Source organism: Pseudomonas sp. S35, from assembly GCF_009866765.1.
Taxonomy (GTDB): domain Bacteria; phylum Pseudomonadota; class Gammaproteobacteria; order Pseudomonadales; family Pseudomonadaceae; genus Aquipseudomonas.
This window is the reverse complement of record NZ_CP019431.1, coordinates 2047472-2073611: the sequence shown is the minus strand read 5'-3', so window position 1 is coordinate 2073611 and position 26140 is coordinate 2047472. Positions and strand designations below refer to the sequence as shown.

Annotated in this window: 23 protein-coding genes and 6 tRNA genes; 9 read left to right on the top strand and 20 right to left on the bottom strand. The window is 61.1% G+C overall.

The features are described from left to right. Window positions 1-29 precede the first annotated feature (29 nt). Window positions 30-1220 carry an MFS transporter gene (locus PspS35_RS09405; RefSeq protein WP_159933810.1) on the top strand — a complete coding sequence of 397 codons (1191 nt, stop codon included), beginning with the start codon at window positions 30-32 and terminating at the stop codon, window positions 1218-1220. A gap of 587 nt (window positions 1221-1807) precedes the next feature. Continuing rightward, the gene (locus PspS35_RS09400; protein ID WP_058396228.1) at window positions 1808-2698 is read left to right on the top strand and encodes a LysR family transcriptional regulator; all 891 of its coding nucleotides are present in this window, start codon (window positions 1808-1810) and stop codon (window positions 2696-2698) included. Window positions 2699-2872: 174 nt separating this feature from the next. On the opposite strand, the gene PspS35_RS09395 is transcribed toward PspS35_RS09400, so the two are convergent. After that, window positions 2873-3166, bottom strand: a complete 294-nt coding sequence (locus PspS35_RS09395) for a helix-turn-helix transcriptional regulator (protein WP_159933808.1) — start codon at window positions 3164-3166, stop codon at window positions 2873-2875. Window positions 3167-3272: 106 nt separating this feature from the next. Here PspS35_RS09395 and PspS35_RS09390 point away from each other — a divergent pair, with 106 nt between their 5' ends. Then, window positions 3273-3914 carry a substrate-binding domain-containing protein gene (locus PspS35_RS09390; protein WP_159933806.1) on the top strand — a complete coding sequence of 214 codons (642 nt, stop codon included), beginning with the start codon at window positions 3273-3275 and terminating at the stop codon, window positions 3912-3914. Window positions 3915-3971: 57 nt separating this feature from the next. Here PspS35_RS09390 and PspS35_RS09385 read toward each other — a convergent pair whose 3' ends face one another. The 7 genes from PspS35_RS09385 to PspS35_RS09355 all read right to left on the bottom strand — a co-directional run bounded on the left by PspS35_RS09385 (window position 3972) and on the right by PspS35_RS09355 (window position 6791). Beyond that, window positions 3972-5888, bottom strand: coding sequence for an integrase arm-type DNA-binding domain-containing protein (locus PspS35_RS09385; protein WP_202982120.1), 1917 nt, complete (start codon window positions 5886-5888; stop codon window positions 3972-3974). Window positions 5889-6116: 228 nt separating this feature from the next. Continuing rightward, window positions 6117-6192 (bottom strand) — tRNA-Gly (locus tag PspS35_RS09380). 3 nt (window positions 6193-6195) lie between these two features. Beyond that, window positions 6196-6271, bottom strand: a tRNA-Glu gene (locus tag PspS35_RS09375). Window positions 6272-6376: 105 nt separating this feature from the next. Beyond that, a tRNA-Gly gene (locus PspS35_RS09370) sits at window positions 6377-6452 on the bottom strand. Between the two features lie 3 nt (window positions 6453-6455). Next, window positions 6456-6531, bottom strand: a tRNA-Glu gene (locus PspS35_RS09365). A gap of 105 nt (window positions 6532-6636) precedes the next feature. Further along, window positions 6637-6712, bottom strand: a tRNA-Gly gene (locus PspS35_RS09360). 3 nt (window positions 6713-6715) lie between these two features. Beyond that, window positions 6716-6791 (bottom strand) — tRNA-Glu (locus PspS35_RS09355). A gap of 358 nt (window positions 6792-7149) precedes the next feature. Between PspS35_RS09355 and PspS35_RS09350 the strand changes: the two genes are divergently transcribed. Both PspS35_RS09350 and PspS35_RS09345 read left to right on the top strand, forming a co-directional pair. Further along, complete coding sequence (locus PspS35_RS09350) at window positions 7150-7920, top strand: hypothetical protein (RefSeq protein ID WP_159933802.1); 771 nt, start codon at window positions 7150-7152, stop codon at window positions 7918-7920. 126 nt (window positions 7921-8046) lie between these two features. Beyond that, window positions 8047-8859, top strand: coding sequence for an alpha/beta hydrolase (locus PspS35_RS09345; protein WP_159933800.1), 813 nt, complete (start codon window positions 8047-8049; stop codon window positions 8857-8859). A gap of 37 nt (window positions 8860-8896) precedes the next feature. On the opposite strand, the gene PspS35_RS09340 is transcribed toward PspS35_RS09345, so the two are convergent. From PspS35_RS09340 to PspS35_RS09330, 3 genes are all read right to left on the bottom strand, one after another. After that, window positions 8897-10864, bottom strand: a complete 1968-nt coding sequence (locus PspS35_RS09340; RefSeq protein WP_159933798.1) for a methyl-accepting chemotaxis protein — start codon at window positions 10862-10864, stop codon at window positions 8897-8899. A gap of 115 nt (window positions 10865-10979) precedes the next feature. After that, window positions 10980-12392: a PLP-dependent aminotransferase family protein gene (locus tag PspS35_RS09335; protein ID WP_159933796.1), complete on the bottom strand. Its 1413-nt coding sequence runs from the start codon at window positions 12390-12392 to the stop codon at window positions 10980-10982. A gap of 201 nt (window positions 12393-12593) precedes the next feature. Continuing rightward, window positions 12594-13355 carry an SDR family oxidoreductase gene (locus PspS35_RS09330; RefSeq protein WP_159933794.1) on the bottom strand — a complete coding sequence of 254 codons (762 nt, stop codon included), beginning with the start codon at window positions 13353-13355 and terminating at the stop codon, window positions 12594-12596. Between the two features lie 227 nt (window positions 13356-13582). Between PspS35_RS09330 and PspS35_RS09325 the strand changes: the two genes are divergently transcribed. Continuing rightward, a complete protein-coding gene (locus tag PspS35_RS09325) occupies window positions 13583-14590 on the top strand; it encodes an NADP-dependent oxidoreductase (RefSeq protein WP_159933792.1) in 1008 nt (335 codons plus the stop codon). Between the two features lie 267 nt (window positions 14591-14857). Here PspS35_RS09325 and pyrF read toward each other — a convergent pair whose 3' ends face one another. Then, window positions 14858-15556, bottom strand: coding sequence for an orotidine-5'-phosphate decarboxylase (gene pyrF, locus PspS35_RS09320; protein WP_159933790.1), 699 nt, complete (start codon window positions 15554-15556; stop codon window positions 14858-14860). A gap of 259 nt (window positions 15557-15815) precedes the next feature. Between pyrF and PspS35_RS09315 the strand changes: the two genes are divergently transcribed. Beyond that, window positions 15816-16580, top strand: coding sequence for a response regulator transcription factor (locus tag PspS35_RS09315; RefSeq protein ID WP_122752773.1), 765 nt, complete (start codon window positions 15816-15818; stop codon window positions 16578-16580). Further along, window positions 16580-17617: an ATP-binding protein gene (locus PspS35_RS09310; RefSeq protein WP_159933788.1), complete on the top strand. Its 1038-nt coding sequence runs from the start codon at window positions 16580-16582 to the stop codon at window positions 17615-17617. Before PspS35_RS09315 ends, PspS35_RS09310 begins: the two co-directional genes overlap by 1 nt. On the opposite strand, the gene PspS35_RS09305 is transcribed toward PspS35_RS09310, so the two are convergent. From PspS35_RS09305 to PspS35_RS09270, 8 genes are all read right to left on the bottom strand, one after another. After that, window positions 17614-18675, bottom strand: coding sequence for an AI-2E family transporter (locus tag PspS35_RS09305; protein WP_159933786.1), 1062 nt, complete (start codon window positions 18673-18675; stop codon window positions 17614-17616). The genes PspS35_RS09310 and PspS35_RS09305 overlap by 4 nt on opposite strands. Before the next feature lie 72 nt (window positions 18676-18747). Further along, entirely contained in the window at window positions 18748-19566 is an 819-nt protein-coding gene (locus tag PspS35_RS09300; protein WP_159933784.1) for a DUF4892 domain-containing protein, read from the bottom strand. Between the two features lie 102 nt (window positions 19567-19668). After that, on the bottom strand, window positions 19669-20523 hold the full coding sequence (locus PspS35_RS09295) for an alpha/beta fold hydrolase (RefSeq protein WP_159933782.1): 855 nt from the start codon (window positions 20521-20523) through the stop codon (window positions 19669-19671). Continuing rightward, window positions 20520-21323, bottom strand: a complete 804-nt coding sequence (locus PspS35_RS09290) for an alpha/beta hydrolase (RefSeq protein ID WP_159933780.1) — start codon at window positions 21321-21323, stop codon at window positions 20520-20522. Before PspS35_RS09290 ends, PspS35_RS09295 begins: the two co-directional genes overlap by 4 nt. Before the next feature lie 98 nt (window positions 21324-21421). Then, window positions 21422-21865: a hotdog fold thioesterase gene (locus PspS35_RS09285; RefSeq protein ID WP_159933778.1), complete on the bottom strand. Its 444-nt coding sequence runs from the start codon at window positions 21863-21865 to the stop codon at window positions 21422-21424. A gap of 128 nt (window positions 21866-21993) precedes the next feature. After that, window positions 21994-22443 (bottom strand): phosphohistidine phosphatase SixA, encoded by a 450-nt coding sequence (sixA, locus tag PspS35_RS09280; protein ID WP_159933776.1) that lies wholly within the window; start codon window positions 22441-22443, stop codon window positions 21994-21996. Further along, the gene (locus PspS35_RS09275) at window positions 22440-22787 is read right to left on the bottom strand and encodes a DUF4389 domain-containing protein (RefSeq protein WP_159933774.1); all 348 of its coding nucleotides are present in this window, start codon (window positions 22785-22787) and stop codon (window positions 22440-22442) included. Before PspS35_RS09275 ends, sixA begins: the two co-directional genes overlap by 4 nt. 10 nt (window positions 22788-22797) lie before the next feature. Next, entirely contained in the window at window positions 22798-23823 is a 1026-nt protein-coding gene (locus PspS35_RS09270; protein ID WP_159933772.1) for an NAD(P)H-dependent glycerol-3-phosphate dehydrogenase, read from the bottom strand. 195 nt (window positions 23824-24018) lie between these two features. Here PspS35_RS09270 and PspS35_RS09265 point away from each other — a divergent pair, with 195 nt between their 5' ends. Further along, window positions 24019-26139: a TonB-dependent receptor gene (locus PspS35_RS09265; RefSeq protein ID WP_159938012.1), complete on the top strand. Its 2121-nt coding sequence runs from the start codon at window positions 24019-24021 to the stop codon at window positions 26137-26139. Window position 26140 lies beyond the last annotated feature (1 nt).

Below are 26140 nucleotides of genomic sequence, written 5' to 3'. Positions count from 1 at the left end.
CCACGCTCTTTTCTCTTAGGAGCCTCCCAATGTCACGTTCTGCGCAATCTCCAGTCTATCTTGTCGCCCTCGGTGCTTTCGCCTTGGGCATGGCGTCGTACGTTACCGCTGGCCTGATCCCCATGATCGAAACAGCCTTCGCGGTGCCCGTCGCCCTTGCGGCGCAACTGGTGACCGCTTTCACCCTGGCCTACGGTCTGGGCTCGCCGCTGTTCGTCGCGCTGCTGCCTGCTCGTCGGCAACGAGGTGGTTTGCTGTTCGCGCTCGGATTGTTCGTGCTCGCGAACGCAGCCAGCGCCTTGGCGACCAACTTCAATGCGCTGCTGGTCTTCCGCGCTCTGGCCGGTATTGGCGCCGGCGTCTATCTTGCAATGGGTATTGCCGCCTCGGCTGCGCTGTCGCCGCCAGACCAGCGGGGCAAGGCGATCGCAGTGATCATGGGGGGTATGGCCAGTGGCACGGTGCTGGGTGTGCCGCTGAGCCTGCTGTTGGCCGAACGTCTCGGCTGGGCCTCGGCCCTGTGGCTGGTAACCGCCTTGGGCGCAATCTCCCTGGTGGGGCTGGCGCTGAGGCTACCCGCGTTTCCAGCCCCAGCAGCCACGCCACTCAGGGCCAAACTGGCTTGGTTGACCGATGGTCACGTGGCCTTGCTCCTGTTGGTATCGCTGCTGGCGGCAATCGCCAGCTTGGGTATGTACACCTTCATCTCACCGTTGCTGGCTGCAAGCCAGGGCGCGGCTCGATCGGTGACACCTTACCTGTGGGTATGGGGTGTTGGTGGCGTGCTCGGCAGCTTTCTCATCGGCCCGTTGGTGGATCGCGTCAGGGGTCCGGTACTGACCCTGTGGATCATGATAATCCTGGCTGCGGCGCTGTTCCTACTTCCAGTGACGGCATCGATGGGTGCTTGGTTGGTGATGCTTCCGATCGCTGCCTGGGGCGCGGTGGGATGGGCACTGCAGGTGCCGCAGAACAATGAGCTGATCAACGCGCGCGAGCGCCAAGGCGACGGCAATCTGGCCGTAGCACTCAACGAGTCGGCGTTGTACTTGGGCAGCGCCATCGGTGCGGCGCTGGGCGGGGTGTTGCTGCTCCAGCAGTGGCCAGCGGGGGCCTTGGCCAGTGGTGCGGGCGCAGTGGCCGTGCTCGGTGTCCTGGTGCAGTGGCTGAACCTGCGTCGGACCCCGCAGGCGCCGCACAACCGGGTCAACTCTCATTGAAGGCCCGGACGCACTGTGACTTTATGCATCTTGGTAATTTTTAAACCAAGGGCATCATATGTCGTGGTAAGTATGATCTTTTCCGTATTGTGGATCTTGGAACGGCATTGTCAGTGCCAACGACTAAAAGCAAGGTCATGCAATGTGTCGCTCCGGAAGGTGCAGGCATTGCATCAGAGACTATGAACGCCTTGCGGCAGAACGGAATGGCTTTGGGTATGCCAATTTCGGGTCCTGTTTAGCACGAACCCTCAGCAATCCCCTGAGAGAGATTCGGCCCTGTAAGTAGGCCGGAAAAATCCGTCGGGGCTGAAGTGCCCCTCCCACAAAAGCCTGCTCTCCGAAGCAGGCTCTTGTGCCTATCGCCTGATTATTGAAGGACAGTGCTAATCGGGTTTCGGGTAGCGCCATGAGCGTTTGTGCTGTCAACAAACCAGCTCTTGAAATACAAGTCACAGGCTTGAGCAATAAGGTGCGCCCCTGAAAGTGGGAAGCTTGCTACCTCCTAATAAATCGAATTCATAAACGTGCATTCGTGAGGGTAATTTTTTGAATTACTAGATATTTTCATAAGGAGCAGGTTATTGATGGAATTGCGACACCTTCGCTGCTTCGGTGTCTTGGCCGAGGAGCTGCACTTCACACGGGCCGCCGAACGTCTGCATATCGAGCAGCCACCCCTTTCGCGGACTATCAAAGAGCTTGAGGATGAATTGGGGGTAGTGCTCTTCGATCGGGATCGTAGAGGAACCCGGCTTACCGCAGCCGGCGCTGCGTTCTTGCAAGACACTCGAAGACTATTCACCGTCTTGGAACAGGCCCGGGAGAATGCCAAAGCCGTCGCGGCCGGCTTACGAGGTAGCCTGCGCATCGCGATATCCGATGGCGCGGTCGACCAGCGACTGTCCGCGTTCCTCGCTCATTGCCGTGAAAAGGAGCCGGAGATTGAAATAAGGCTGTCCGAGGTTCCTTTGGCCGAGCAGTTGCGTGGTCTACGGTCAGGCGACTTCGCGGCCGGGTTCGCATACACGGCCGAGATCGATGAAGACATTGTTGCCGAACCACTTTGGCAGGACTCGCTGGTGATTGCGGTACCAGCCCGGCATGAATTGTTAGCCCACAGGGAGGTCCCTCTTCACGAACTCGGGAGCCACCCGCTCGTCTTGTGCGATCCGCAGGTGTGCGAGGGCTACTGCCGCGAACTAGCGCGGGTCCTTCGACCGTTGGATCGTGAGCCCAATGTCGTTGAGCATGTGTCTTCGCTGGACATGATGCTGACCCTGGTCGGCGCAGGCTTCGGCCTCGGTTTCACCACGCAGACCAGGTCCGCAGCCTGCCAACGGCCAGATGTGGTCATCCGTCCCTTGGCGGCGGAGTCAGCGGTGATCACCACCTACTTGCTTCGGCCCGGCAGCGGCAGTTTGTCGGCTCCGCTGGAGAGATTCATCGCTCGCCTACGCGCCCATACGTGCGATTAGCGGGGCCACCCACAGATGACCAATCTCGAGAATCGACGCCGAAGTCAATGTTGCGCTGCGTTACCGATCGGCCTCAGCAGCGCGTGCTGGACAGGTATTCCCAAGGCAGGTCCCGGCAGACCTTGAGGAGACGCATAGCCTACGGCCCAGTGCCCGCCTGGCAGTGACGATGGCTCACGAATTGGCGCCGGCACGCAGATTACTTTCAGTTGCAGCCATCAGGTCGGCTGCACTTATCCTGAGCGCCAAGGCGATCTTCAGTATCAGGGCGAGTGTGGGCATGTGCTCCCCACGCTCGATCTTACCCATGTGCGAGCGCTCGACCTTGGCCAAGGCAGCCAACTCTTCCTGAGCGATTCCTTGTTCTGTGCGGGCGGCACGCACCGCTTGACCGAACGCCAGTGCCGGCTCGGCTTCATAAGTGGTTGTGCCAGGGGGACGGCCCCGTTGAACGCTACGCTTCTGCATCGCCAGAAGCGTCAAGCAATCAATGAAATTTAACCACGTTAAAGTTAACTCTTGGCTATCATATCGGCTCGCCTTTTCTAATCCGATCGCCTCTTGGGGGCTCTCAATGCACGACGCCACCAGTCAGGTTTCCAATCTCCGGCTTGCTATCGCGCAAGGTGTGCCATCCTCACATCTCTCGGCGCTGCTTGCGCTGCAGCGCGCGGAAGAGCCCGAAGTCACTATCGCTTTTTTTGAGGTCACGAGCGATGCCCTGGTTGCGGGACTTCGCGAGGATCGCTACGACGCAGGGCTACTACTTCAGGGATTGAGTGACCCCTCCCTGAAGAGCCAGCGCCTTTGGATCGAGAACATGGCCGTTGCCGTGCCGTGGCAGTTCCCATCGCTCAGCCAAGCAACACTCACGATCGCCGAACTGCTGGACTATCCCTTGTTTCGCTGGCCGGCAGAGGCTTGTCCTTTGCTGGATGAGCGGCTGTCCTCCCTCATGCCGACAGACGAGCCGTGCATTCAGTGCGTGACATCCTTCGAGATGATGGCGATATGGGTGGCGGCCGGCTATGGCATCGGGGTGTGCGCGCAATCGCGCGTTCAGCAAGCGAATGCATTGGGGATCGACATGCGTTCGTTATCCGACGGCCCCTACGAGATCGTGACGCACCTGCTGCGACCTAGCGGGCAAGCCAACTCGGCTGCTGAGCAGTTCGAACGCAGAGCGCTGCAGATCGCCAGAGCTGGAGCAGCCTGATCGATACCTGTTGACCGAAGCAGTCCCGCTCCGGTCAACAGGCCGCAGCGTTGGCTTTCAAACGCCCTCGAACACCGCCGCGCCATCCACCATCCGGCGAATGCTCTGCCGCACGCTCTCTGGGATAGCCTGCGGCGAGAGGGTCTCCGAGGCATCTGGATGATGTTGGTCGCCCACGATGGTCCGAACGACCGCGACCACATTGGTCGGCGTGACTACATCGATCGCTGCGCGATCGCCAAGATCCGGGTGCGGCCGGGTCAGCATTCGATACAGGTCCCACGAGTCCGTTCCTGGGCACTGATTCATGAGTACCTGGGCCAGCTTGTGCTTGAGTGGCACCAGTTGCCAATCAGGAACACGCTGCCCCCGATTACCCAGGCTGATGGACAGCAGCTTGCCTGCCTTCAGCTCGCGGTTGATCTGGTCCTTGGACTTACCGGCCAGCTTGCCGAACAGCGGCACAGGCAGACAACTAGGCGACTCGTACATAGCCAGCATTTCCTCGCGCTCGCGCTGGATTGCAGACACTTCCGGTTCCGGCGTCCGAGTGGGGGGCGGAGGCACCTGCGACAGCCGCTGGAAGGTGGCTCCCTCAGTACTTGGCGCCACAACGATCGGCGTGGACGACACGGCGGCTTTAGCGGAAGCAGCGGCGATGGCCGCCGGCTCTTCCGCCATCGCTGGCACCCCTTCGATATGGATGGTGAGATGCACACTGGCAGCTTCCACTTTGCCCTGTTCAAGCAGGTCGAGACGGTCGGCCCAATCCTGCATCATCCGGCGGCGCGGCTCGACATACTTGGCGTGGTTGTAGGCCGAACTCACCTTGTTCGGATCGGAGTGCGAAAGCTGCGCGTCCACCCAAATCTTGGGATAACCGATCTCGTTGAGTGCCGTCGAGATCGTTCCCCGGATGCCATGGCCGGTCAGTTGGTCCTCGTAGCCCATTCGTTTCAAAGCAGCGTTGAGCGTGTTCTCACTGATGCGCTTCTTGAGTTCGCTGCGGTGCGCCAGCAGGTGCTTCTGGGCAGGCCGCATTACACGCAGGAGGTAGCGCACGATTTCGATGGCCTGGACAGACAGGGGCACGATGTAAGGCGGTATGTCCTGCGGGCGCTTGCCCGCCTTGCGCATCTCGTCCTGAAGCTGCTTGACGATCTGCGGCGGAATAATCCAAAGACCGCGGTCGAGGTCGAACTGATCCGGGGTCGCTAGCCGCAGTTCGCCGGTACGCACCCCCGTCAGGAACAGCAGGCGAATACCAAGCTGCGTTTGCCAACCACGCGGGTTGTAGAGCCTGAGCCTCTGGAGGAAGTCGGGCAGTTCGGGCAGACGCAGATAGGGGTTGTGGTTCACCGGTGGCTTGGGTTCGGCCACCACGTCGAGGTCGGTGGCCGGATTGGCCTCCATGCCCTCGACAATGACCAGGGCGTAGCGGAACAACTGGCCCAGCCAAGTGCGGACCTTCTCGGCAGTGGTGAAAGCTTTGCGCCGCTCGATCCGCGCCAGGACGCCCAGGAGTTGAGGCCGGCGAATGTCGTAGATCGACATTTTCTCAAGGCTGGGCAGCACGTCCTTCCCGAAGATTCTCTGGATCTGCGACAGCGTGCTGTTTCTGCCTTCCTTGAGTTCCTTCGCGCGATGCTCGACCCAGGCATTGAAGACAGCCTTGAACGTGTAGTCCGAGGCCAGCTTGACAGCGTGCCGCTTCTGTTTGCGGTCGGTATGAGGATTGATGCCCTTCGCCACGAGCGCCCGAGCTTCATCACGCGAGGCGCGGGCTTCACGCAGTCCGACCTCGGGGTAGTTGCCCAGGGAGATGCGCTTTTGCTTGCCGAGCCAGTAATAGCGCAGATGCCACGATTTGCCGCCTGTGGGGGCGACCACCAGGCCGAGGCCGTCGGTGTCGGGGATGTTGTAGGTTTTCTTGGCGGCCTTGGCTTGCCGCACGGTCAGATCAGAGAGTGCCATCATCAAACTCCTAAGTCATGAGACTTAGGCTCGATGCTGCTGGTCATCCCGATCCAACCCCAGCAACAACCCGGAACCGGCACCACCCGCATTCTTTGGCCTTAATTTTGGCCTCAAAAACGCTGGCTGTAGGTGGACTTCCGTGGCTTTTGCTGGAATGAAAAAAGGAGCCGAAGCTCCTCTTTTCAACGACCTACAGATGCCAGTGGAAGTCTGTAGATCTATATTTGGAGCGGGAAACGAGACTCGAACTCGCGACCCCGACCTTGGCAAGGTCGTGCTCTACCAACTGAGCTATTCCCGCAAATGGCGTCCCCTAGGGGACTCGAACCCCTGTTACCGCCGTGAAAGGGCGGTGTCCTAGGCCACTAGACGAAGGGGACACGCTACTGAAACACATGGTGTGTATTCCAGTGCCCAGAGGCCTCATCCGAAGATAGGGTCCTGGTTTCACTCAGTGCCGCCCGAAAGCCACACTGTTTGTAAATTGGAGCGGGAAACGAGACTCGAACTCGCGACCCCGACCTTGGCAAGGTCGTGCTCTACCAACTGAGCTATTCCCGCAAATGGCGTCCCCTAGGGGACTCGAACCCCTGTTACCGCCGTGAAAGGGCGGTGTCCTAGGCCACTAGACGAAGGGGACACGCTACTGAAACACATGGTGTGTATTCCAGTGCCCAGAGGCCTCATCCGAAGATAGGGTCCTGGTTTCACTCAGTGCCGCCCGAAAGCCACACTGTTTGTAAATTGGAGCGGGAAACGAGACTCGAACTCGCGACCCCGACCTTGGCAAGGTCGTGCTCTACCAACTGAGCTATTCCCGCAAATGGCGTCCCCTAGGGGACTCGAACCCCTGTTACCGCCGTGAAAGGGCGGTGTCCTAGGCCACTAGACGAAGGGGACACACGTACAACATTCACTACTCATCGCGTTTTGCTGTGTGCTTTACGCTTTAAGTGGCGCGCATTCTATGGATGGATTGGGAGATCGTCAACCCCCAAGGATAAATTTATTAAAATCAATGACTTCGCCTGTGTTTACCGGGGGTTGCGGGCATTCTGCCCGTGCGCACCTTGACGCCTATATTCTGGCACCCGACAAGACGTTATAGTTGGCCCTGGCAAATGATGGCAATGTGCACCCATGCACAGAATGCCTACGTATATAGAAGAAACTACCTGCGCAACTGGTCGATCAGTCCTATCCGACAGCTGGCTCAGTCACTACACTCCACTGCAAACCCTATAAAGAGGTCACACCGGTGACACCACTCATGATCACCCTGCTGGTAGTAGCCGGGATCGTACTACTGATCGCCATTGGCTACATGAACCACGTGGTGGAAAACAACAAGCTGGAAAAGAAGCGCACCGAGATCGAGCTCAATGATCGCCTGCGCCGTTGCGGTGAAATCACCGAGACCTTCCCAGGCCAATTGATGACCCCGGCGCTTAAATTGTTGCTGACCCGCCTGGAGCTCAACGTCAACCAGCGTCTGTTGAACCTCATCAAGACCAGCGCACCCATCAAGGCGCGGATCGCCGAGCTCAATACGCTGGTGGCCCAGGGCGAATCCATCCCGGTGAACAACCCTCCGGCCCCGATCCAGACCGAGGCCAAGGCCAAGGACGTGCGCTTCCTGCTCGAAGCCCTGCACGGCCAGGTCACTCGCGCGGCCCAGGACGGTTTCCTGCCGTCCAACGAAGCCAAGCACTGGATCAAGGAAATCCGCCATATCCTGGTGCTGCTGCACATCGAATTCTTCAACAACCTCGGCCAGCACGCGCTGCAGCAAGGCCAACCGGGCCAGGCACGCCTGGCCTTTGAACGTGGCGTGCAGTACCTGCGCAAACAGCCGGAGCCGGTGCTCTACAGCGCCCAACTGCAATTGCTCGAAGGCCAACTGGCCCGCGCCAACTCTACCGTGCTGGCTAACAGCAAGCAGGCGGCAGAAGAGGTCAACGAACTGACCCAAGGCATGAAAGAAGTCGACGCCGACGCCGAGTGGAAAAAGAAAGTCATCTACGACTGATCAACCCCAACTACTTGGTGAGCAGGCTTGCCCGCTCACCTGTAGATGCCATCACTTTGTGCCTATCCCCCCGCCTCCGACTAGCGTAAAAAAGTGCCCCTCATTCCGCGAAGTTAGGGGTCTGCTATGCCTTTCGCTGTCATTGATGGAAAACCGCTGCACTACCTCGACCAGGGCACCGGCCCTGCCGTCCTGCTGGGCTCAAGCTACCTGTGGGCCAGTGATATGTGGGCACCCCAGGTCGAAGCCCTATCGCAACAGTACCGCGTAATCGTGCCCGAGCTGTGGGGGCATGGCGAATCGGGCGCTCTGCCCGAACAGACAGGCTCCCTGGACGGCCTGGCACGCCAGGCACTGGCCCTGCTGGACCATCTCGATATCGCGCAAGTCAATCTGGTAGGGCTCTCGGTTGGCGGCATGTGGGGCGCTCGCCTGGCCTTGCAGGCACCTGAGCGCATCAGCAGCCTGGTGCTGATGGACACCTACCTCGGTGCCGAACCCGAAGCCACACGCCAATACTACTTCTCGCTGTTCAAGATGATCGAAGACGCCGGCGCTATCCCTGAGCCACTACTGGACGTGATTGCGCCGATCTTCTTCCGCCCGGATATAGACCGCGACTCGACGCTGTATCAGGGCTTTCGCAAGTCACTGCAGGCGTTTTCACGGGAGCGTCTGCTGGACAGCATCGTGCCATTGGGCCGGCTGATATTCAGTCGAGCGGACATACTGGAACAACTACAGCGCCTCGACGCCGACACGTCCCTGGTGATGTGCGGCGAGCAGGACAAACCCCGCCCACCCGCAGAGTCCCAGGAAATGGCCGAGCGGATTGGCTGCGCCCTGAGGCTGATTCCAGACGCCGGGCACATCTCCAGCCGTGAGAACCCGGATTTCGTCAACGAAGCGCTGCTGACCTTTCTCGCCAACCACGCCTGATCGTGCTACGCCTGTGATCGCTGCACCTTTGCCGCGATCACAGGCCAAAATGCCCCACCATGCCCTTGAGCTCCGCGCCCAACTGCGCCAACTGGATGCTCGATGCCGCATTGCCCTGCATACTCAACGCCGACTGATCGGCGCTGGCGCGAATGCTGGTGACGCTGCGATTGATCTCTTCAGCCACCGAGCTTTGCTCCTCGGCGGCAGCGGCAATCTGCTGGTTCATCTGCTGGATCAACGACACAGCTACCGCAATGCTACCCAAGGCGCTTTCGGTCTCCAGCGTATCGCTGACTGCCAGCTTCACCAACTCGCCACTGTGCTGAATCTGCTGCACCGATGATTGCGCCGCACTGCGCAGGGTACTGACCAGCCGCTCGATTTCTTCGGTCGATTGCTGAGTACGCTTGGCCAGCGCGCGCACTTCATCGGCCACTACCGCAAAGCCACGGCCCTGCTCACCTGCGCGGGCGGCTTCGATGGCCGCGTTCAGGGCCAGCAGGTTGGTCTGTTCCGCCACGCTCTTGATCACGCCCAGCACGGTGCCGATATTCTGGATCTCGGCACTGAGGCTCTCGATACTGGCGCTGGCACTGGTGCTGGAGGTGGCCAGCAACTCGATGCGCTGCAAACTCTGGCGCACCACCCGCTGGCCGCTGTCGACTTTTTCGTCCGCCGTCTGCGCGGCTTGCGCGGCCTCTTCAGCGTTGCGCGCCACGTCATGCACCGTGGCGGTCATCTGGTTCATCGCCGTGGCCACCTGCTCGGTTTCTTCCTTCTGGCTGCTGACCTCGACATTGGTCTGCTCGGTCACGCTGGACAGCGTCTGCGCCGAACCGGCCAGTTGCTCGATGCCGGCTTGCAGCCCGCTGACCATATGGCTCAAGCCATTGCCCATTTGTTGCATTGCCTGCATCAGTTGGCCAATTTCATCGCGACGGTTGACCTCCATGCGCCCGCTCAAATCACCCGCGGCAATTTGCTCGGCCACCCCAATCACACTGCGCAGCGGCGCAACGATCAGGCGCGTAATCACCCAGGCCGCCACCACCCCCATCAAAAGCGCCAAGGCCGACGACCCCATGATCAACATCGCACTTTTCTTCAGTTGTGCCTGCACCGATTGGTCTTCGGCGTCATAGGCCTGGTTCACCCGGCTGACCACCTGGTCGGCCCGATCATGCAGTTGTTTGTAGACCACCTTTTCCTGTGCCAGCAGCCCGGTGTATTCGCCAAGCTTCTCGCTGAAGGCGGCGATATGCCCCGAGACCTCATTGAGCACCGTCTGGTAACCGGAGTCCTTGACCGAGGTTTTCAGTTGCTCGACCTGGGCCAGGGCCTGGTCGGCCTGCTCGATCTTGCCTTGCTCGGCGTCGTCCGCATCGGCCTTGCGGCTTTGGTCCAGGCGCACATGGGCCTCGTTCATGGCCTGCAGCATCAAGCGTGAGACTTGGCTGACCTGACCCGCCTGCTCGATAAACTCGGCGCCCTCCCTGCCCTGGCTTTCCTTGAGGCCATAGGCGCCGTCGTCCGCCAACCCGGCCTGCAATACGTCCAGGTTATTGGCCACGCTGGACACTGACCAACTGGCCATTTCCAGGGCCAGGTCTTTGGTCTGGGTCAGCTCGACAAACTCATCGAACGCCTTGCGATAGGCCGCCAGAGCCTGTTCGACATCGGTCATCGCCGGCACATTCGCCGCAGACCGGGCCTTGAGGCTCGCCGCCTGGGCCGCCAAGGCCTCGACGCTCTCGTGCAGGGCGTCGACTGCCTTGGGATCGGCATGCAGCGCATAGTCCTGCTCGATCAGGCGCACCTTGAGCAAGCCGCTGTTAAGCGACGACATGGCCTTGAGCCCCTCGAAACGCTGGCCAACGGTTTGCAGGGACCACACGCCAATGGCCGCGACCAAGGCCGTCAGCAGCAGTACCAGGGTGAAACCCAAGCCCAGTTTTTTCGCCATACCGAGGTTGGCGAAACGTCGTTGCACGCCCGAAATCATTGTACTTGAACCCTCTTGCAATGGCAGATGCCATCAAGCCCGATTGCCAAGTAGCGAGAGTCGCAACGACAAGGCCCCGAGCACAAGGCGTTGGCGCCGCAATAATGGCAAAAAGCTACATACTCGTCGCTTTCAGAATGGTCGAGGTCGATCTGGCAGGCCCCATGGCCCGGAACAACGCCAAGGCTCGCGGATCAGCCGCATAGGCCACATTGATGCGCAGCCACTCGCTGTGCTCCCCACTTGGACTGAACAATTGCCCTGGCGACACCAACACCTCCAACTGCCGGGCGTACGCCTGCAACAACGTAGAGGGAGCCGCCCCCGGCCGCGCCCACAGGAACATGCCACCGGCGGGCGCTGCGAACACCTCCCACTCTTCGTCCTCCAGCACTTGCAAGGTTGCCGTCATCTCAGTGCCCAGTCGCTTGCGCAGGCGCTGCACCCACTTACGATAGGTGCCGTTGGCCAGTAACGTTGCCACCACTGCTTCGGCAAACCGCGACGTGCCGAATCCAGTCAATGTCTTGAGGCTTGCCAGCTGTGTGATGATCGCCTTACTTGCACACAGATACCCCACGCGCAAGGCACTGCTCAGCGTCTTGGAGAAACTTGCGACATAGATCACCCGATCATCATGGGGCAACGCCGAAAGCCTCACGCAACTGGCATGCTGCAGATCACCGTAGACGTCTTCCTCAATGATCAGGAAGTTCTCGCGGTGCGCCAGCTCCAGCAAACGCTCGGCCACCGTGCGGCACAGACTGGTGCCGGTGGGGTTGTGATACAGGCTCTGGATGAACAGGCATTTGGGACGATGCGCAAGCAATAGCGCTTCCAGCGCCGGAATGTCCGGGCCGCCTCGGGTGCGCGGCACTTCCAGCAACTGGACGCCATGAAACGCCAGTTGCCGGTAGAGGCTGCCATACCCCGGGGTTTCGACCACCACGCTGTCGCCGGCCTTGAGCAACGTGCGGATGAGCAAGTCCTGGGCATGGCTGGCGCCGGCGGTAGTCATTATCTGATCCAGGCGGGTGTCGATGCGGATCTGCGTCAAGCGCTTGAGCAGTTGCTCGCGTAACGCGGGCAACCCCAATGGGGTGCTGTAATTGAACAGACCGGCGGTGTCGGTGCGGGTGACTTCACGAATGGCGTAGCTGATGTCATCACTTTCGCGCCAAGCATCCGGCAACCAGCCGCAGCCCAGCTTCAACTCGCCCAACGGGTTATCGGCAAAGACGCCCCACTCGCGTTCCGCGCCCTCATACCAATTGCATTCGTGGGAAGTCGTCGGCTGGGCCACCACAAATCCCGGGCCTTGACGAGGAGCCAGCAAACCCTGGGCGACCATCCGCTCGTATGCTTCGATCACACTGGATTGGCTGAGCAGGTTATCAAGCGCCAGTTGGCGAATGGATGGCAAGCGTGTTCCGGGGCTCACCCCACTCTCGCGAATCCACTGCACCACGGCGCTGACGATTTGCTGCACAACCGGTACGTGGGCTTGTCGATCAATCCCTAAATCCATGAGCCACTCACTTCAACTGTCTGATTTCAACGCGCAGAGTTAAGCACACAAGCAGGGAACGACCGGATGCGAAAATTTATTAAAATATTGATTTGATTGGGTTATTTACCTACTGACACATATTCACTCATGGCATCTTGCCCGCTACGGAAAACCCCCACGCCCCCCCAGACGTTTTCGATCAGAGTGCGGTGCAAGGTCCTAAATCGCTGTTGCGCCACCGTCCACCGCCAACGCCTGGCCAGTCGTGAACGCCGCGCCATCACTGCAAAGGTAAAGCACTGCGCTGGCGATCTCCTCAACCTTGCCGATACGCCCTACCGGGTGCATGGCGGCGGCGAACTCGGCCTTGCGCGGGTCGGCCTCATAGGCACGGCGGAACATGTCGGTATCGATCACCGCAGGGCACACGGCATTGACGCGGATTTTCTTCTTGGCGTATTCAATGGCCGCCGACTTGGTCAGGCCGATCACCGCATGCTTGGAGGCCGCATAGATGCTCATCTTCGGCGCCGCGCCCAACCCCGCCACCGACGCGGTGTTGACGATGGCCCCGCCGCCCTGGGCCAGCAGCAGCGGTAACTGGTGCTTCATGCACAGCCACACGCCCTTGACGTTGACGCCCATGATCGCGTCGAACTCATCCAGGCTACCGTCGGCCAGTTTGCCTTTCTCGATCTCGATGCCGGCGTTATTAAAGGCGTAGTCCAAACGGCCATAGGCACTGAGCGTCTGCGCCATCAACTGCTGCACATCTGCCTCTTGGGTGACGTTGCAGCGCACAAACAGCGCCTCGCCGCCAGCCTGGTGGATCAGTGCCACCGTGCCCTCACCACCGGCCACATCCAGGTCGGCAACCACGACCTTCAAACCTTCGGCGGCGAACGCCAGCGCGGTGGCGCGGCCAATACCGGCGGCAGCGCCGGTCACCAGGGCAACCTGGCCGGAAAACGTCATGCTCATGGAAAGCGTCCTTTGGAAGAAATAGCCGTGGGCCGAGTCTAGCCAACGTCGAGGCGGGCGTGTCAGCACTATCAAACGGCCAGTGAGTGCTGCATGAGTCATAGTGATAACACCGCCCGGCTGACTATCAATGGCGCCTATCGACCGGCATTCGCACCCGCGGCCGACCTTGCCCCCAGGCCGTTCAAGGTCTATCACTCATGCTCCACTTCTAAAGAGTCGCTGCCATGACCGCCCAGACCAACCGCCAATTCCTGCTCGCCAAACGCCCGGTCGGCGCGGCCACGCGGGAGACCTTCACCTATCAGGAAGTGCCGGTGGGCACGCCACAGGACGGGCAGGTGCTGGTACGCAATGAATACCTGTCCCTCGACCCGGCCATGCGTGGCTGGATGAATGAGGGCAAGTCCTACATCCCGCCGGTGGGTATCGGTGAAGTCATGCGTGCATTGGGTGTGGGCAAGGTGATTGCCTCGAACAATCCGAAATTCGCCGTCGGGGATTACGTGAATGGCGCCCTCGGCGTGCAGGATTATTTCCTCGGTGAGCCGCGCGGCTTCTATAAGGTCGACCCCAAGTTAGCGCCGCTGCCACGCTACCTGTCGGCCCTGGGCATGACCGGCATGACCGCCTACTTCGCACTGCTGGACGTCGGTGCGCCCAAGGCCGGCGAAACCGTGGTGATTTCCGGCGCAGCCGGCGCGGTGGGCAGCATTGCCGGGCAGATCGCCAAGCTCAAAGACTGCCGCGTGGTGGGCATTGCCGGCGGCGCCGACAAGTGCAAATTCCTGGTGGATGAGCTGGGCTTCGACGCTGCCATCGACTACAAGAGCGAAGACGTGCCCGCCGCCCTCAAGCGCGAGTGCCCCAAGGGCGTGGATGTGTATTTCGATAACGTCGGCGGCGACATTCTTGACGCAGTGCTCAGCCGCCTGGCGCTGAAAGCGCGGGTGGTGATTTGCGGCGCCATCAGCCAGTACAACAACAAGGAAGCGGTGAAAGGCCCGGCCAACTACTTGTCACTGCTGGTCAATCGCGCGCGGATGGAAGGCTTTGTGGTGATGGATCACGCCGCAAACTTCGCCGCCGCCGGGCAGGAAATGGCCGGCTGGATGGCCCAGGGCAAGCTCAAGAGCAAGGAGGATATTGTCGAGGGGCTGGAGACGTTCCCGGAGACGCTGATGAAGTTGTTCAACGGCGAGAACTTTGGGAAGTTGGTGTTGAAAGTTAGCTGACACACAGCGGAACAAAATGTGGGAGGGAGCTTGCCCCCGATGAGGGTGTGTCAGTTGATAAATCCATAGCTGACCCCACTGCCATCGGGGCATGGGTATCTACACAACTTCCAATGGATGCTGAATCTATGGCAATTAGGCTTCTGTGGTGAGCGGGCTTGCCCCGCTCACCACAGAGTTCTGTGTCAACCTTTAAGAGTTGTATAGATACCTATGGCCATCGGGGGCAAGCCCCCTCCCACTTTTTTACTGCATTCGACTCAGGAATCAGGCGATCTCGGCGACTACCGCCGCCAACGCCTTGGCCGGATCCGCCGCCTGGCTGATCGGACGGCCGATCACCAGGTAGTCGGAACCTGCATCCAACGCTTGGCGCGGAGTCAGGATACGGCGTTGGTCATCCTGGGCGCTGCCCGCCGGACGAATCCCTGGGGTAACCAGTTGCAGCGATGGGTGGGCGGTCTTCAGGGCCTGGGCTTCCAGGGCCGAGCACACCAGACCGTCGAGGCCGGCTTTCTGGGCCAGGGCGGCCAGGCGCAAGACCTGCTCCTGCGGCTCGATGTCCAGGCCGATAGCGGCCAGGTCTTCGCGTTCCATGCTGGTCAGCACGGTCACGCCGATCAGCAAGGGCTTGGGTCCGCTGCGCTGTTCCAGCACTTCGCGGCACGCGGCCATCATGCGCAGGCCACCGGAGCAGTGCACGTTGACCATCCACACGCCCATTTCGGCGGCGGCCTTGACCGCCATGGCGGTGGTGTTGGGGATATCGTGGAATTTCAGGTCGAGGAACACCTCGAAGCCTTTGTCACGCAGGGTGCCGACGATTTCCGCGGCGCAACTGGTGAACAGTTCCTTGCCGACCTTGACCCGGCAAAGCGCGGGGTCCAACTGGTCAGCCAGCTTCAGTGCGGCGTCACGGGTGGGATAATCCAGGGCGACGATAATAGGAGTCTGGCAGACGGACATTGGAATGGGCTCTCAGGCAAGTCGAAATCGGCGCGGATTGTAGCGCAAGCGGCGCCGTTGCGGGATCCGATGATCGGTAAATCCTGACCAACCGCCATTAGGCGGGCCTTTCCGGCAATTATTTCAAAGCTGATACATTCACGACATGCCCCCAACACGCCCCAGCGCTAGCCTCGCCCGCACGACCCACCGACCAGCACTTCCAGCCATGGGGCTGGGCGCCTATGCTGACCGCAACAACCAGGCAGATGACCGCACTATGCATACCCCTTTTGTCCCAGTGAACGACGAACAAAAAGGCGCGGTGACCGCCGATGACAAGCGTTGGAACACCCGTGCGCTGATCGTCGACGACGACGTGCCGATTCGCGAACTGCTGATCGACTACCTGGCGCGCTTCAATATTCTCGCCACTGGCGTGACCGACGGCGCCGCAATGCGCCTGGCCATGCAAGCCGAAACCTTTGATGTGGTGGTGCTCGACCTGATGCTGCCCGGCGAAGACGGCCTGTCGCTGTGCCGCTGGCTGCGCTCGGAGTCGGACATCCCGATCCTGATGCTCACCGCACGCTGCGAACCCACCGACCGCATCATCGGCCTGGAGCTGGGTGCGGACGACTACATGTCCAAGCCGTTCGAGCCGCGTGAGCTGGTGGCGCGCATCCAGACTATCCTGCGTCGCGTGCGCGATGATCGCACCGAGCAGCGGGCCAATATCCGCTTCGACAACTGGCGCCTCAACAGCGTGTTGCGCCAACTGGTGGCCGACGATGGCCTGGTGGTGCCGCTGTCCAACGCCGAGTTCCGCCTGTTGTGGGTGTTTATCGAGCGCCCGCGCCGCGTGCTCAGCCGCGAGCAATTGCTGGACGCCGCACGTGGGCGGTCTATCGAGGCCTTTGATCGCAGCATTGATTTGCTGGTGTCGCGCCTGCGCCAGAAACTGGGGGATGACCCCAAGGCTCCGCAGTTGATCAAGACCGTGCGCGGCGAAGGCTACCTGTTCGACGCGCGGGATATCGGCTGATGCGTGCCCCCTTCAATACGCTGTTCGGGCGGCTGTTCGGCGTGTTGCTGGTGGCGATCGTGTTGGCCCATTTGCTCGCCTTCTTCTGGTTTCACTATTACGGCCCTCCCCCGCCGCCACCGCCTGAGCGTTTTATCGAGCAGCCGGATGGGAGAATGGCGCCCATGCGCGAGGAACACACGCGCCCCTGGTTTGGCGGCCCGGTGGTGCCCCTGACCTTTCAATTTTTCTCACTGATTATTGCCGCCTGGTATGGCGCCAAGCTGCTGAACCGCCCCATCCAGCGCCTGAGCGAAGCGGCGGAACGCTTGAGCCTGGACCTCGACAGCCCGCCGCTCGATGAGTCCGGCCCCCGGGAAGCGCGGCAGGCCGCCTATACCTTCAACCTGATGCAAAAGCGTATTCGCGAACAGGTCAGCCAACGCGCACGCATGCTTGGCGCGGTCTCCCATGACCTGCGCACCCCGCTGTCACGCCTCAAGCTGCGCCTGGAACAGATCGAAGACACCAAACTGCAGGGCCAGATGCGCCAGGACCTGGACGACATGATCGGCATGCTCGATGCCACCCTGAGCTACCTGCACGAACAACGCACCAGCGAAACCCGGCATTGGCTGGACGTGCAGGCGCTGGTGGAGTCACTGAGCGAAAACGCCCAGGACCAAGGCTGCGATGTGCAGTTCGCGGGCACCTGTGTACCGTTGCAGGTGCAGCCGATGGCCCTGCGCTCGTGCTTGAACAACCTGATCGACAACGCCTTGCGCTATGCCGGCACGGCGCGCGTTGAACTGCAGGACAGCCGCGAAGCCCTGATCATCCGCGTGATCGATCATGGCCCCGGAATTGCCGCCGATAAGCGCGAGGCGGTATTCGAACCGTTCTTCCGCCTGGAAGGCTCACGCAACCGCAATTCCGGTGGCGTCGGCTTGGGCATGACGATTTCCAAGGACGCCGCCGAACGCCTCGGCGGGCGGTTGAGCCTGGAGGAAACACCAGGCGGCGGCTTGACCGCCGTGATGTGGTTGCCCAGGGCTTAGAGAGGCTTGTCTTCGCGCCGCCCTTGAGCCTGGGTCGCGCTCCAGTCCATCAACAGGCTGTAGGCCACGGCCAATAAGGTCGGGCCAATAAACAGGCCGATAAAGCCAAACGCGATCAGGCCACCGAATACCCCCAGCAACACGATCACCAGCGGCAGATTGCCGCCACGGCTGATCAGGTACGGCTTGAGCACGTTGTCCACGCCGCTGATGATGAACGTCCCCCATACCCCCAGAAACACCGCGTAGGTGTAATCGCCCTTCCAGGCCAGCCACGCCGTGGCCGGGATCCATACCAGCGGCGGGCCCATGGGGATCAGGCTGAGCAGGAAGGTCACAATCCCCAGCACCAAGGCGCCTGGCACACCGGCAATCCAGAAACCGATCAGCGCCAGCACGGCCTGTGCAGCGGCAGTACCGATCACGCCGTTGACGACCCGCTGCACGGTGCCTGCGACCAATTCGATGTAATAACCGGCGCGGTCACCGATCAGGCGCTCCAATAGGCGATGCACGAACATCGCCAACCGTGGCCCATCGCGATAGAAAAAGAACACGAACACCAGGCTCAGCGTCAGCTCAAGGATGCCGCCGCCGATCTGCGCACTGCGCGCCAGCAGCCAATTACCCACCTGCCCAAGGTACGGCTTGATGCTGACCATCAGCGCCGCGCCCTGCTCGTCGATGCTGTTCCACATCCCGACCAATCGCTCCCCCACAAAGGGAATCGAACCCAGCCAGGTGGGGGCCTCGGGCAGGCCATCGACCTGGATATCCTTGATCAACGCCACTGCATCGCGCACATGGTCCGCCAGGTTGAACCCGAGCCACACCAACGGCACCGCCACCAGCAACATCCAGCCCAGGGTCAGAATGCCCGCGGCCAGAGACTCACGTCCGCCCAACCAACGCGTCAACAGCACCATCAACGGCCAGCTGGCAAACGCCAACACCGCGCCCCAGAACAGCGCCGACCAGAAAGGCGCCATTACCCAGAAGCTGGCGCCAAACAGCACCAGCAGCAGGATTTGCACCAGCAGGCGATCGTTATTGAGCATGGGGTATCTCGAGAAGAAGGCTGTAGGAAGAAAGCTTAGGCGAACGGCGCGGGTCCGTTCGCCTTGTATCGGTCAACGTATCAGATGCAGGTGTAGCCCTTTGGTTTCACCGGTACCGGTTTCCAGGCGCGCGGCGCGCACGCCTTTGTCGACCAGAGCCTGGCGCCAGGCTTCGGCGGTCGGGCCGGTCAAGCTGACGCGCAAGGTGGTATCGAGGTTCAGGCCACGGGAAATCAAGGTCAACCACGTGTCGTCAGGCTCAGCGCCGAGCGCAGGAAGGTCCAGTTCGCCGGTACTTTTCAACTCGCGCAACAGGGTCGCGGAGGTGGGCAGCAGGTTGCCCAACGGCGCGCTCGCATCCAGTTGTTCCGCATGCAGGTACGCACGGCGGTTGCCACGTGTAATGCCGTAAAGGGCGATGAGGGAATTGTCCTGCGGTGCGGCCAGGCGCAGAAGCAGGTACTCCTGCTGCCCATCGGCACCGACCAACTTGGCATTGCCGAAAATCTCGTTGGCCCACAGGCTGCTTTCACCACAATCGCGGGCCTTGCACCAGAACAACAGTTGCGCGCCCTTGGCCTGCAACGCCTCGCGGGTGGCGGTGAACGCCGCATCGGAGCTGTGTTCGGGAGGCATTTCGTAGGTAACCGCCGTGGCTTGGCCTCGTGCAGTGGCCTGGCCTTCGTAGCGCAATTGGCCGCTGATCTTGCGGATCGCGCCCATGGGGTAGATGCGTTCTTTTTCTTCAGCCGGCCGGTAATCGACGATTTGCGCGTCGACCTGACGGGCCACGGCGGGCAGGTCCAGGCTGCCCGGTATATCAGCGGCGAACACCAATGGGCTGATCAGGCTCAACCCCAGGATACGGATAGATCGGTTACGCACGCTCATAAGATCAACGAGCCCTGGCCATTGGAGGTCACAGCGGTGTTGAGATTGTTCATGGTTGACTCCCTTTCAATCCGCCCAGCCTCGGCAGTTGACCGCCCCAAGTCAAGGCGCGGAGAAGAACCGATTGAAACAGTCTGCAACAAGGAGCGCACCCGGCTCATCATTCAGGTGCAAATGATGACCGCCTGGCAGCGTTGTCACCGTAAAGGGTAGCTGGGAAAGCAATTCGGGATGTTTCGCCAGCATGCCGTCGGCAGCCACCACCAATTGCGTAGGGCATGCTACGCCCCGCACGAAAGCCATCGCTTGTTCGTCTGTCAGACGCATCGGCGAGGCCAGGGTCAAACGGCTGTCCGTACGCCAGGTGTATCCCTGCGCAACCGGCATCAGACCGCGCTGGGCCAGCAGTTCGGCGGCTTCTCGGCTGACGGCCACCAAGCCCTTCATGCGCGCTTCAACGGCCCGATCCAAGGTGGTGTAGACCGGCTTGCGCTTGCCCGACAGGTTCAATTGCGCCTGCAATGCCATGCCCAGACGTTCGGCCGCGTTCTCGCCACTGGCCGTCGGCGGGATCACACCGTCAATCAATCCCAGGTGCGTGACCCTTTCCGGCAAGGCACCGGCCAGCACCAGGGAAACGATGGCGCCGAGGGAGTGGCCAAGTAATGCAAAACGTTTCCAGCCCAGTTGTTCGGCCACATGCAGTACATCGTGGACGTAATCCCACAAGGCATAACCGGCCCCTGCAGGACGATGCGCCGAATGCCCATGCCCGGCCATATCCAGCGCCACGATGCGCAAGCCCGCAAGTTTCGGTGCCAGGCGCGCGAAGCTGTTGGCATTGTCCAGCCAGCCATGCAGGGCGATCACCGGCAAGCCATCTTCAGGGCCAAACAGATGCGCGGCCAGTTCGATATGGGGCAGGCTCAGGCGGACTTCTTCGACCGGTGCAGTCATGCGCTGCTGCGCTCGCGGGCTTGCCAGCGGGTGAACAAGGTCTTGATCAAGGTCGCGGTGTCCTGGGGGAGCTCGAGGGGGAACATATGGCCGCCGGGCATGGTGAGCATTTCGCCCATGGGCAGGCGGTCGACCCCGCTGGCGTGGTGACGCATCACCACCCGACTCTGGCGCCCCCGCACTACCGCCAACGGCACCTTCAACTGGCGTACCTGGCCAGGGCTGGTGTGGGGCACGCCCCGGTAGATGCTGATCTCAGTCGCTGGATCGAAGCGCAGGCGCAAGCAGTCGCCCGCCTGGTACAGGCCGTGTTGCAGATAAGCGTCGAAGCATTCCGGGTCGAAACCACGGAACAGGGTCTTGCCGGCGAAGTAACTGCGTGCGGCGTCAAGGTCGCTGAACTCTTCACGACGGCCCAGAGTGCGCCCCGCCGGGGTCAGGCGGTCAATAAAACCGAAGCGCTTGGCCGCGCGGATCACCCAGCGGTCCGCTCGGGTCAGCACGGGCGAGTCGAGCATCACCACGCCGCGATACAGGTGCGGGCAACGCAGGGCAGCGTGCAAATGCAGCACGCCTCCCAGGGAGTGGCCCACGCCCCACACAGGTTCCGGCTGTTGTTCGAGATGGTGGATCAACTCGTCCACCAGGTTTTGCCAGTTATCGTCCACTGGAAACCTGGGGTCATGGCCGTGCTGCGGCAAGTGCGCCACCGCGTATTCCGGGGCCAGCGCGGCAAACAACTTGCCGTAAGTGGCCGAAGGGAAGCCATTGGCGTGAGCAAAGAACACGTGCTGCGACATACCGGAACCATCTCAAAGAACAGAATGGGATTGTTCCCCATGCCAGGCCGTTACAGCAATGACTGTAACTGCCAGGAATGATGACACTCACGCCACGCCTATCGCGCTGGCGGGTTCTCGCCCAGGGGCACCACGGCCATGGTCAGGCGCGACACGCAACTGGCCTTGCCATCTTGCGTGGTCAGGCGGATGTCCCACACCTGTGTGGTGCGACCGATATGAATCGCCCTGGCCACTGCAGTCACCCGCCCGCTGCGCACACCGCGCAGGTGGTTGGCGTTCACCTCCAGGCCCACGCAATAAAACTTGCTGGCATCGACGCACAAATAAGCGGCCATGGAGCCGACGCTCTCGGCCAGCACTACAGACGCACCGCCGTGCAGCAGGCCGAAGGGCTGATGAGTGCGGTGGTCGACCACCATGCTGGCGGTCAGGGATTCGTCGTCGAAGCTTTCAAAGCGGATATCCAGCAATTCACCGATGGTGTTTTTCTGGCTCGCATTGAGCTGTTCGATATTCGGTTGAGTGCGCCACAGGCTCATGCCATTTTCCTTGTTGGTTTTATGATGGCCCTAATCCTGCCACACAACCGCCTCGGAGCGCGCCAGTCCATCAGAAAAGTGTCCAGGCTTTCGGCGAATATACCGTTTGCCCAACGCAGCGCAATAACCTACGGGTTCTTCACACTTACCAGGCTCATCAGCCCCGCCATCGGGAAGTCGCCTTCCAGTTCCGCCAGGCTGGCGGTGTACATCGGCTCTGGTTGGCGCTGATGACCGTGCTGCAAAAAGCTGATCAGGCTGCCGACCAATGGTTGATGACTGACCAGTAGCACGTTGTCATCGGTGTCGAGCTTTTCCAGGACCGTCAGCGGGTTGCCCTCGGGGGTCAGCCACGGCGCCGTGTGGATCTCAGGCGCAAACGCCAGCACGTCGCGCACCAGGTGCGCGGTCTGCTGCGCCCGCACATACGGGCTGGCGATAATCGCACTGAGGGGCTGGCCAATCAGATGCACCGCGCTGCGCAACACTTCGCCACGGCCATGCTCGGTGAGGTTGCGCTCGGCGTCGGTACGGGCATGCCCTTCGGCTTCACCGTGGCGCAAGATCCACAACTTCATAGCTTCGGCTCTTCATCACGCGCCGGATGCGGCGCCGGTGGCACACTGTGGGCGGCTTCGCCCTCAGGTGCCCGCGGGGTTGGCCAATCAGCGAACGGCCAAGGCTTTTGCTCGCTATGGAAGCTGCCGAAACGGCCGATCTGCGCCAGAAACTGGCTGAGGCTGTCGCCAAAGTTCATCAGGCCCAGGTTCGGCGCGCCGTAGACCAGGCGATAGATCAGTTGCACCACGACCAGCGCGCCGAGCAGGAACTGCGCCACTTGCCACACCACGGCAAACACCAGCATCCACAGGATGCGCAGGACAATGGATTCGTACTTGGGGGCTGCTTTCGGATCGTTCATCGTGCGTTCCTCAGTTGAAACCACTGGTGGAAATAAAGTCGACATCGGTTTTCGGCTCGGCCCGCATCAGCAACTCGATGACTTGGTCAAGGGTGCGCCCCTCAAACAGGATCGCGTGCAGCCCGGCGACCAGCGGCATGTACACGCCCACTTCCTGGGCCTTGGCCTTGAGTACCTTGAGGGTGTTGACGCCTTCGGCCACTTCGCCCAGGCGCGTCACCGCGTCCTCCAGGCTCAGGCCCTGGCCGAGGGCAAAACCCACCTGGTAATTGCGGCTTTTCGGCGACGAACAGGTGACGATCAAGTCGCCCACGCCCGCCAGCCCCAGGAAGGTCATCGGGTTAGCGCCCTGGTTCACCGCAAAGCGGGTCATTTCTGCCAATGCGCGGGTGATCAGCATGCTCTTGGTGTTTTCGCCCATGCCCAGGGCCACGGCCATGCCGGCGATGATGGCGTAGACGTTTTTCAGCGCACCGCCCAACTCGACGCCGAAACGATCGCCACTGGCATACACCCGAAAAGTACGGCCATGCAGCACCGCCTGGACGCGCTCGCACAAGGCTTCATCTTCACTGGCGACCACGGTGGCGGTCAGCGCGTGCTCGGCCACTTCCCGTGCCAAATTCGGCCCGGACAGCACGCCAATGCGCGCCCCAGGGGCAATCTCCTCGAGGATTTCGCTCATCAGCTTGAATGTCTGCGCCTCGATACCCTTGGTCAGGCTGACCAGCATCTTGCCGGCCAGGCATTCGGCGTGGGGCGCCAGCACCGAGCGCAAGGCGCTGGAAGGCAGCGCGACAAAACACAGGTCACAGTCGGTCAGGGTGGCCAACAGATCGGTGACCGGCTCGACTGCCGGATGAATCTTGATGCCTTTAAGGTAGCGGGGGTTTTCCCGGTGCACGCGAATCGCCTCGGCCTGCTCGGGATCACGCATCCACTGGCGCACCGCGTGACCGTTCTCGGCCAACAGGTTAGCCACGGCGGTACCAAAACTTCCGCCTCCCAGGACCGCAATTGGGTGCTGTTCAGTCATATGCAATCCGTTAATCCATACCAGTGGCGATGGCGGCATTATACGGAGCAGCCCGCTTGCGGCCAGCCCCCGTATCAATTCGTGCGCCTGTCGGAAAATGCCATGCCTGTGTGAAGTAATTGCAAGGGCGACGACTGGCAAATGGCCCCGCCTCAGTTAACATGGGCGGCTATCCGTAATTATCAAGGCCGTGCCGTGTATTTTGGCCCTCCTCCCCGCTCATCTCTGTTGTTGATACTGTTGTGCAGCAGCGCTGCACTGGCCGATGACCTGTTCCTCGACAACGAGCCGCTGCCCCAGGTATTGACCGCCACGCGCCTCAAGCAATCGGCCGCCGCCGTGCCCGGCAGCATGACCGTGATCGACAGCGAGTTGATCAAGGCCAGCGGTGCGCGGGACATCAGCGAACTGTTGCGCCTGGTGCCGGGAATGATGGTCGGATACACCACCGGCAACCAATCTGCGGTGAACTACCACGGCACCAGCGCCAATGATGCGCGGCGCATGCAGGTATTGATCGACGGACGCTCGGTCTACCGCGCCGGCCTGGCCACCGTGGACTGGAGCGATATTCCGGTGGCCATGGAAGACATCGAACGCATCGAGGTATTCCGCGGCCCCAACACCGTCAGCTACGGCGCCAATGCCTTGATGGCCGTGGTCAATATCCTCACCCGTTCCCCGGCCAACAGCCACGGCACACGGGTGAAGGTCATCCGCGGCGAACGTGGGATCAACGACTTTTATGCCAGCCAGGGCGTGGGCTGGGAAACCGGTGATTTGCGCCTGTCCCTGTCCGGGCAACAGGATGATGGCTTTGACAGCGATGCCAGCGGCGCCGACCGCCGTGACAGTCGCCGTCTTAACCGCTTCAGCCTGGCCGTAAGCCAAACCTTGAACGCGCAGCAGAGCCTCGATTGGCAATTGGACGCCAAGGAAGGTACCAACCAGCGCCCGTATACCTACAGCCCAGTATTCGCCGGGATTACCGAAGGTGGCGACAACTCCGACGTGACGGCCAAGGACTACGCTGGCTCCCTACGCTGGAACGTCGACTTCAACCCTGAGCACAGCCTCTATGTACAAGGCTCGGCCCAGCAGTGGGACCGCCGGCAAATCTGGAAGGCCTGTGATGCCAAGGTTTCGTTCAGCCCCGAGCTGACTCAACTGTGGCAGCTCAACCCCAACTACGCCGAACAGTTGGCCCGGCATATGGACACCTACAGCCAGGGCACCGCGCCACCCGGCAGCGCCGCCGAACAAGCCTTGGCCAACCAAGTGCTTGACCAATGGCGCAACGGCGCCAACCAGAGCGTGTGCGGCGACATCAGCCAAAGCACCCGCGAAAGCCGCTACGACCTGGAGATTCAAGACACGCTCAGCCTGTCAGACAGCCTGCGCCTCGTCAGCGGCATGAACTATCGCTATGACCGCGCCGACTCCGACACCTACTTCAATGGCACCCTGGACGACACCACCTGGCGCTTGTTCGGCCAGCTGGAATGGCGTGCCAGCGAGCATTGGTTGCTGCAAGGCGGCGCCATGTTTGAAGACACGCGCCTGAGCGGCCACTCGCTGACGCCAAGGGTGGCCGTCAACTACCTGATCAACCCACGCCACGGCCTGCGCGCGGTGTACTCCGAAGCCATCCGCTCACCGGACATGTTCGAGAACAACGTCAATTGGAGCTACCGCGTCACCAACCTAAACTCCCCGACCTACGGGCAAAATTCCGGCCAGTACTTCGTGAAGACCCGCGGCCCGGGCAACCTCGACAAAGAGCTGATGCGCTCGCGGGAACTGGGCTACAACGGGTTCTTTACCGACATCGGGCTGAACATGGACGTGAAACTGTTCTACGACGAAATCACCGACATGATCAGTTCGCCCCTGCGCAACAATCAGTACATTGCCAGCAACGCCAACAGCTCACGGTTCACCGGCGTCGAGTCGCAGTTCGACTGGCGCGTAAGCAATGCCGACCGCCTGCGGCTGACCTACGCTTATGTCGACGCCACTACCAGCAATCCGCTGGACAAAGCGCAGACCGCGCGTAACAGTGGCTCGGCTGGCTGGTTGCGCGAGTGGGGCCAAGGGTGGTCCAGCGCGCTGTTCTACTACGGCGACGACGCACTTAACCAATATCGCTTCGAACGGGTCGACCTGCGGGTGGCCAAGCGCATTGCCCTGGGCAAAGCCAACGTGGAGCTGGCCGGCATGTTGCAACAACGCCTCGACAACCAGCCCACCACCTGGGCCGATAACACGTACGACCATCGTCACGTGCTCTACTTCAGCGCGGAGCTAGAGTTCTAGC

What these genes read in the sequence shown, in the direction of transcription:
- PspS35_RS09270 (WP_159933772.1), bottom strand. Translation starts at nt 23,823, where the DNA reads ATGACTGAACAGCACCCAATTGCGGTCCTGGGAGGCGGAAGTTTTGGT.
- sixA (WP_159933776.1), bottom strand. Translation starts at nt 22,443, where the DNA reads ATGAAGTTGTGGATCTTGCGCCACGGTGAAGCCGAAGGGCATGCCCGT.
- PspS35_RS09295 (WP_159933782.1), bottom strand. Translation starts at nt 20,523, where the DNA reads ATGACTGCACCGGTCGAAGAAGTCCGCCTGAGCCTGCCCCATATCGAA.
- PspS35_RS09290 (WP_159933780.1), bottom strand. Translation starts at nt 21,323, where the DNA reads ATGTCGCAGCACGTGTTCTTTGCTCACGCCAATGGCTTCCCTTCGGCC.
- PspS35_RS09285 (WP_159933778.1), bottom strand. Translation starts at nt 21,865, where the DNA reads ATGAGCCTGTGGCGCACTCAACCGAATATCGAACAGCTCAATGCGAGC.
- PspS35_RS09330 (WP_159933794.1), bottom strand. Translation starts at nt 13,355, where the DNA reads ATGAGCATGACGTTTTCCGGCCAGGTTGCCCTGGTGACCGGCGCTGCC.
- PspS35_RS09390 (WP_159933806.1), top strand. Translation starts at nt 3,273, where the DNA reads ATGCACGACGCCACCAGTCAGGTTTCCAATCTCCGGCTTGCTATCGCG.
- PspS35_RS09315 (WP_122752773.1), top strand. Translation starts at nt 15,816, where the DNA reads ATGCATACCCCTTTTGTCCCAGTGAACGACGAACAAAAAGGCGCGGTG.
- PspS35_RS09310 (WP_159933788.1), top strand. Translation starts at nt 16,580, where the DNA reads ATGCGTGCCCCCTTCAATACGCTGTTCGGGCGGCTGTTCGGCGTGTTG.
- PspS35_RS09300 (WP_159933784.1), bottom strand. Translation starts at nt 19,566, where the DNA reads ATGAGCGTGCGTAACCGATCTATCCGTATCCTGGGGTTGAGCCTGATC.
- PspS35_RS09335 (WP_159933796.1), bottom strand. Translation starts at nt 12,392, where the DNA reads ATGGATTTAGGGATTGATCGACAAGCCCACGTACCGGTTGTGCAGCAA.
- PspS35_RS09400 (WP_058396228.1), top strand. Translation starts at nt 1,808, where the DNA reads ATGGAATTGCGACACCTTCGCTGCTTCGGTGTCTTGGCCGAGGAGCTG.
- PspS35_RS09340 (WP_159933798.1), bottom strand. Translation starts at nt 10,864, where the DNA reads ATGATTTCGGGCGTGCAACGACGTTTCGCCAACCTCGGTATGGCGAAA.
- PspS35_RS09385 (WP_202982120.1), bottom strand. Translation starts at nt 5,888, where the DNA reads ATGGCACTCTCTGATCTGACCGTGCGGCAAGCCAAGGCCGCCAAGAAA.
- PspS35_RS09325 (WP_159933792.1), top strand. Translation starts at nt 13,583, where the DNA reads ATGACCGCCCAGACCAACCGCCAATTCCTGCTCGCCAAACGCCCGGTC.
- PspS35_RS09345 (WP_159933800.1), top strand. Translation starts at nt 8,047, where the DNA reads ATGCCTTTCGCTGTCATTGATGGAAAACCGCTGCACTACCTCGACCAG.
- PspS35_RS09405 (WP_159933810.1), top strand. Translation starts at nt 30, where the DNA reads ATGTCACGTTCTGCGCAATCTCCAGTCTATCTTGTCGCCCTCGGTGCT.
- PspS35_RS09275 (WP_159933774.1), bottom strand. Translation starts at nt 22,787, where the DNA reads ATGAACGATCCGAAAGCAGCCCCCAAGTACGAATCCATTGTCCTGCGC.
- PspS35_RS09395 (WP_159933808.1), bottom strand. Translation starts at nt 3,166, where the DNA reads ATGCAGAAGCGTAGCGTTCAACGGGGCCGTCCCCCTGGCACAACCACT.
- PspS35_RS09305 (WP_159933786.1), bottom strand. Translation starts at nt 18,675, where the DNA reads ATGCTCAATAACGATCGCCTGCTGGTGCAAATCCTGCTGCTGGTGCTG.
- pyrF (WP_159933790.1), bottom strand. Translation starts at nt 15,556, where the DNA reads ATGTCCGTCTGCCAGACTCCTATTATCGTCGCCCTGGATTATCCCACC.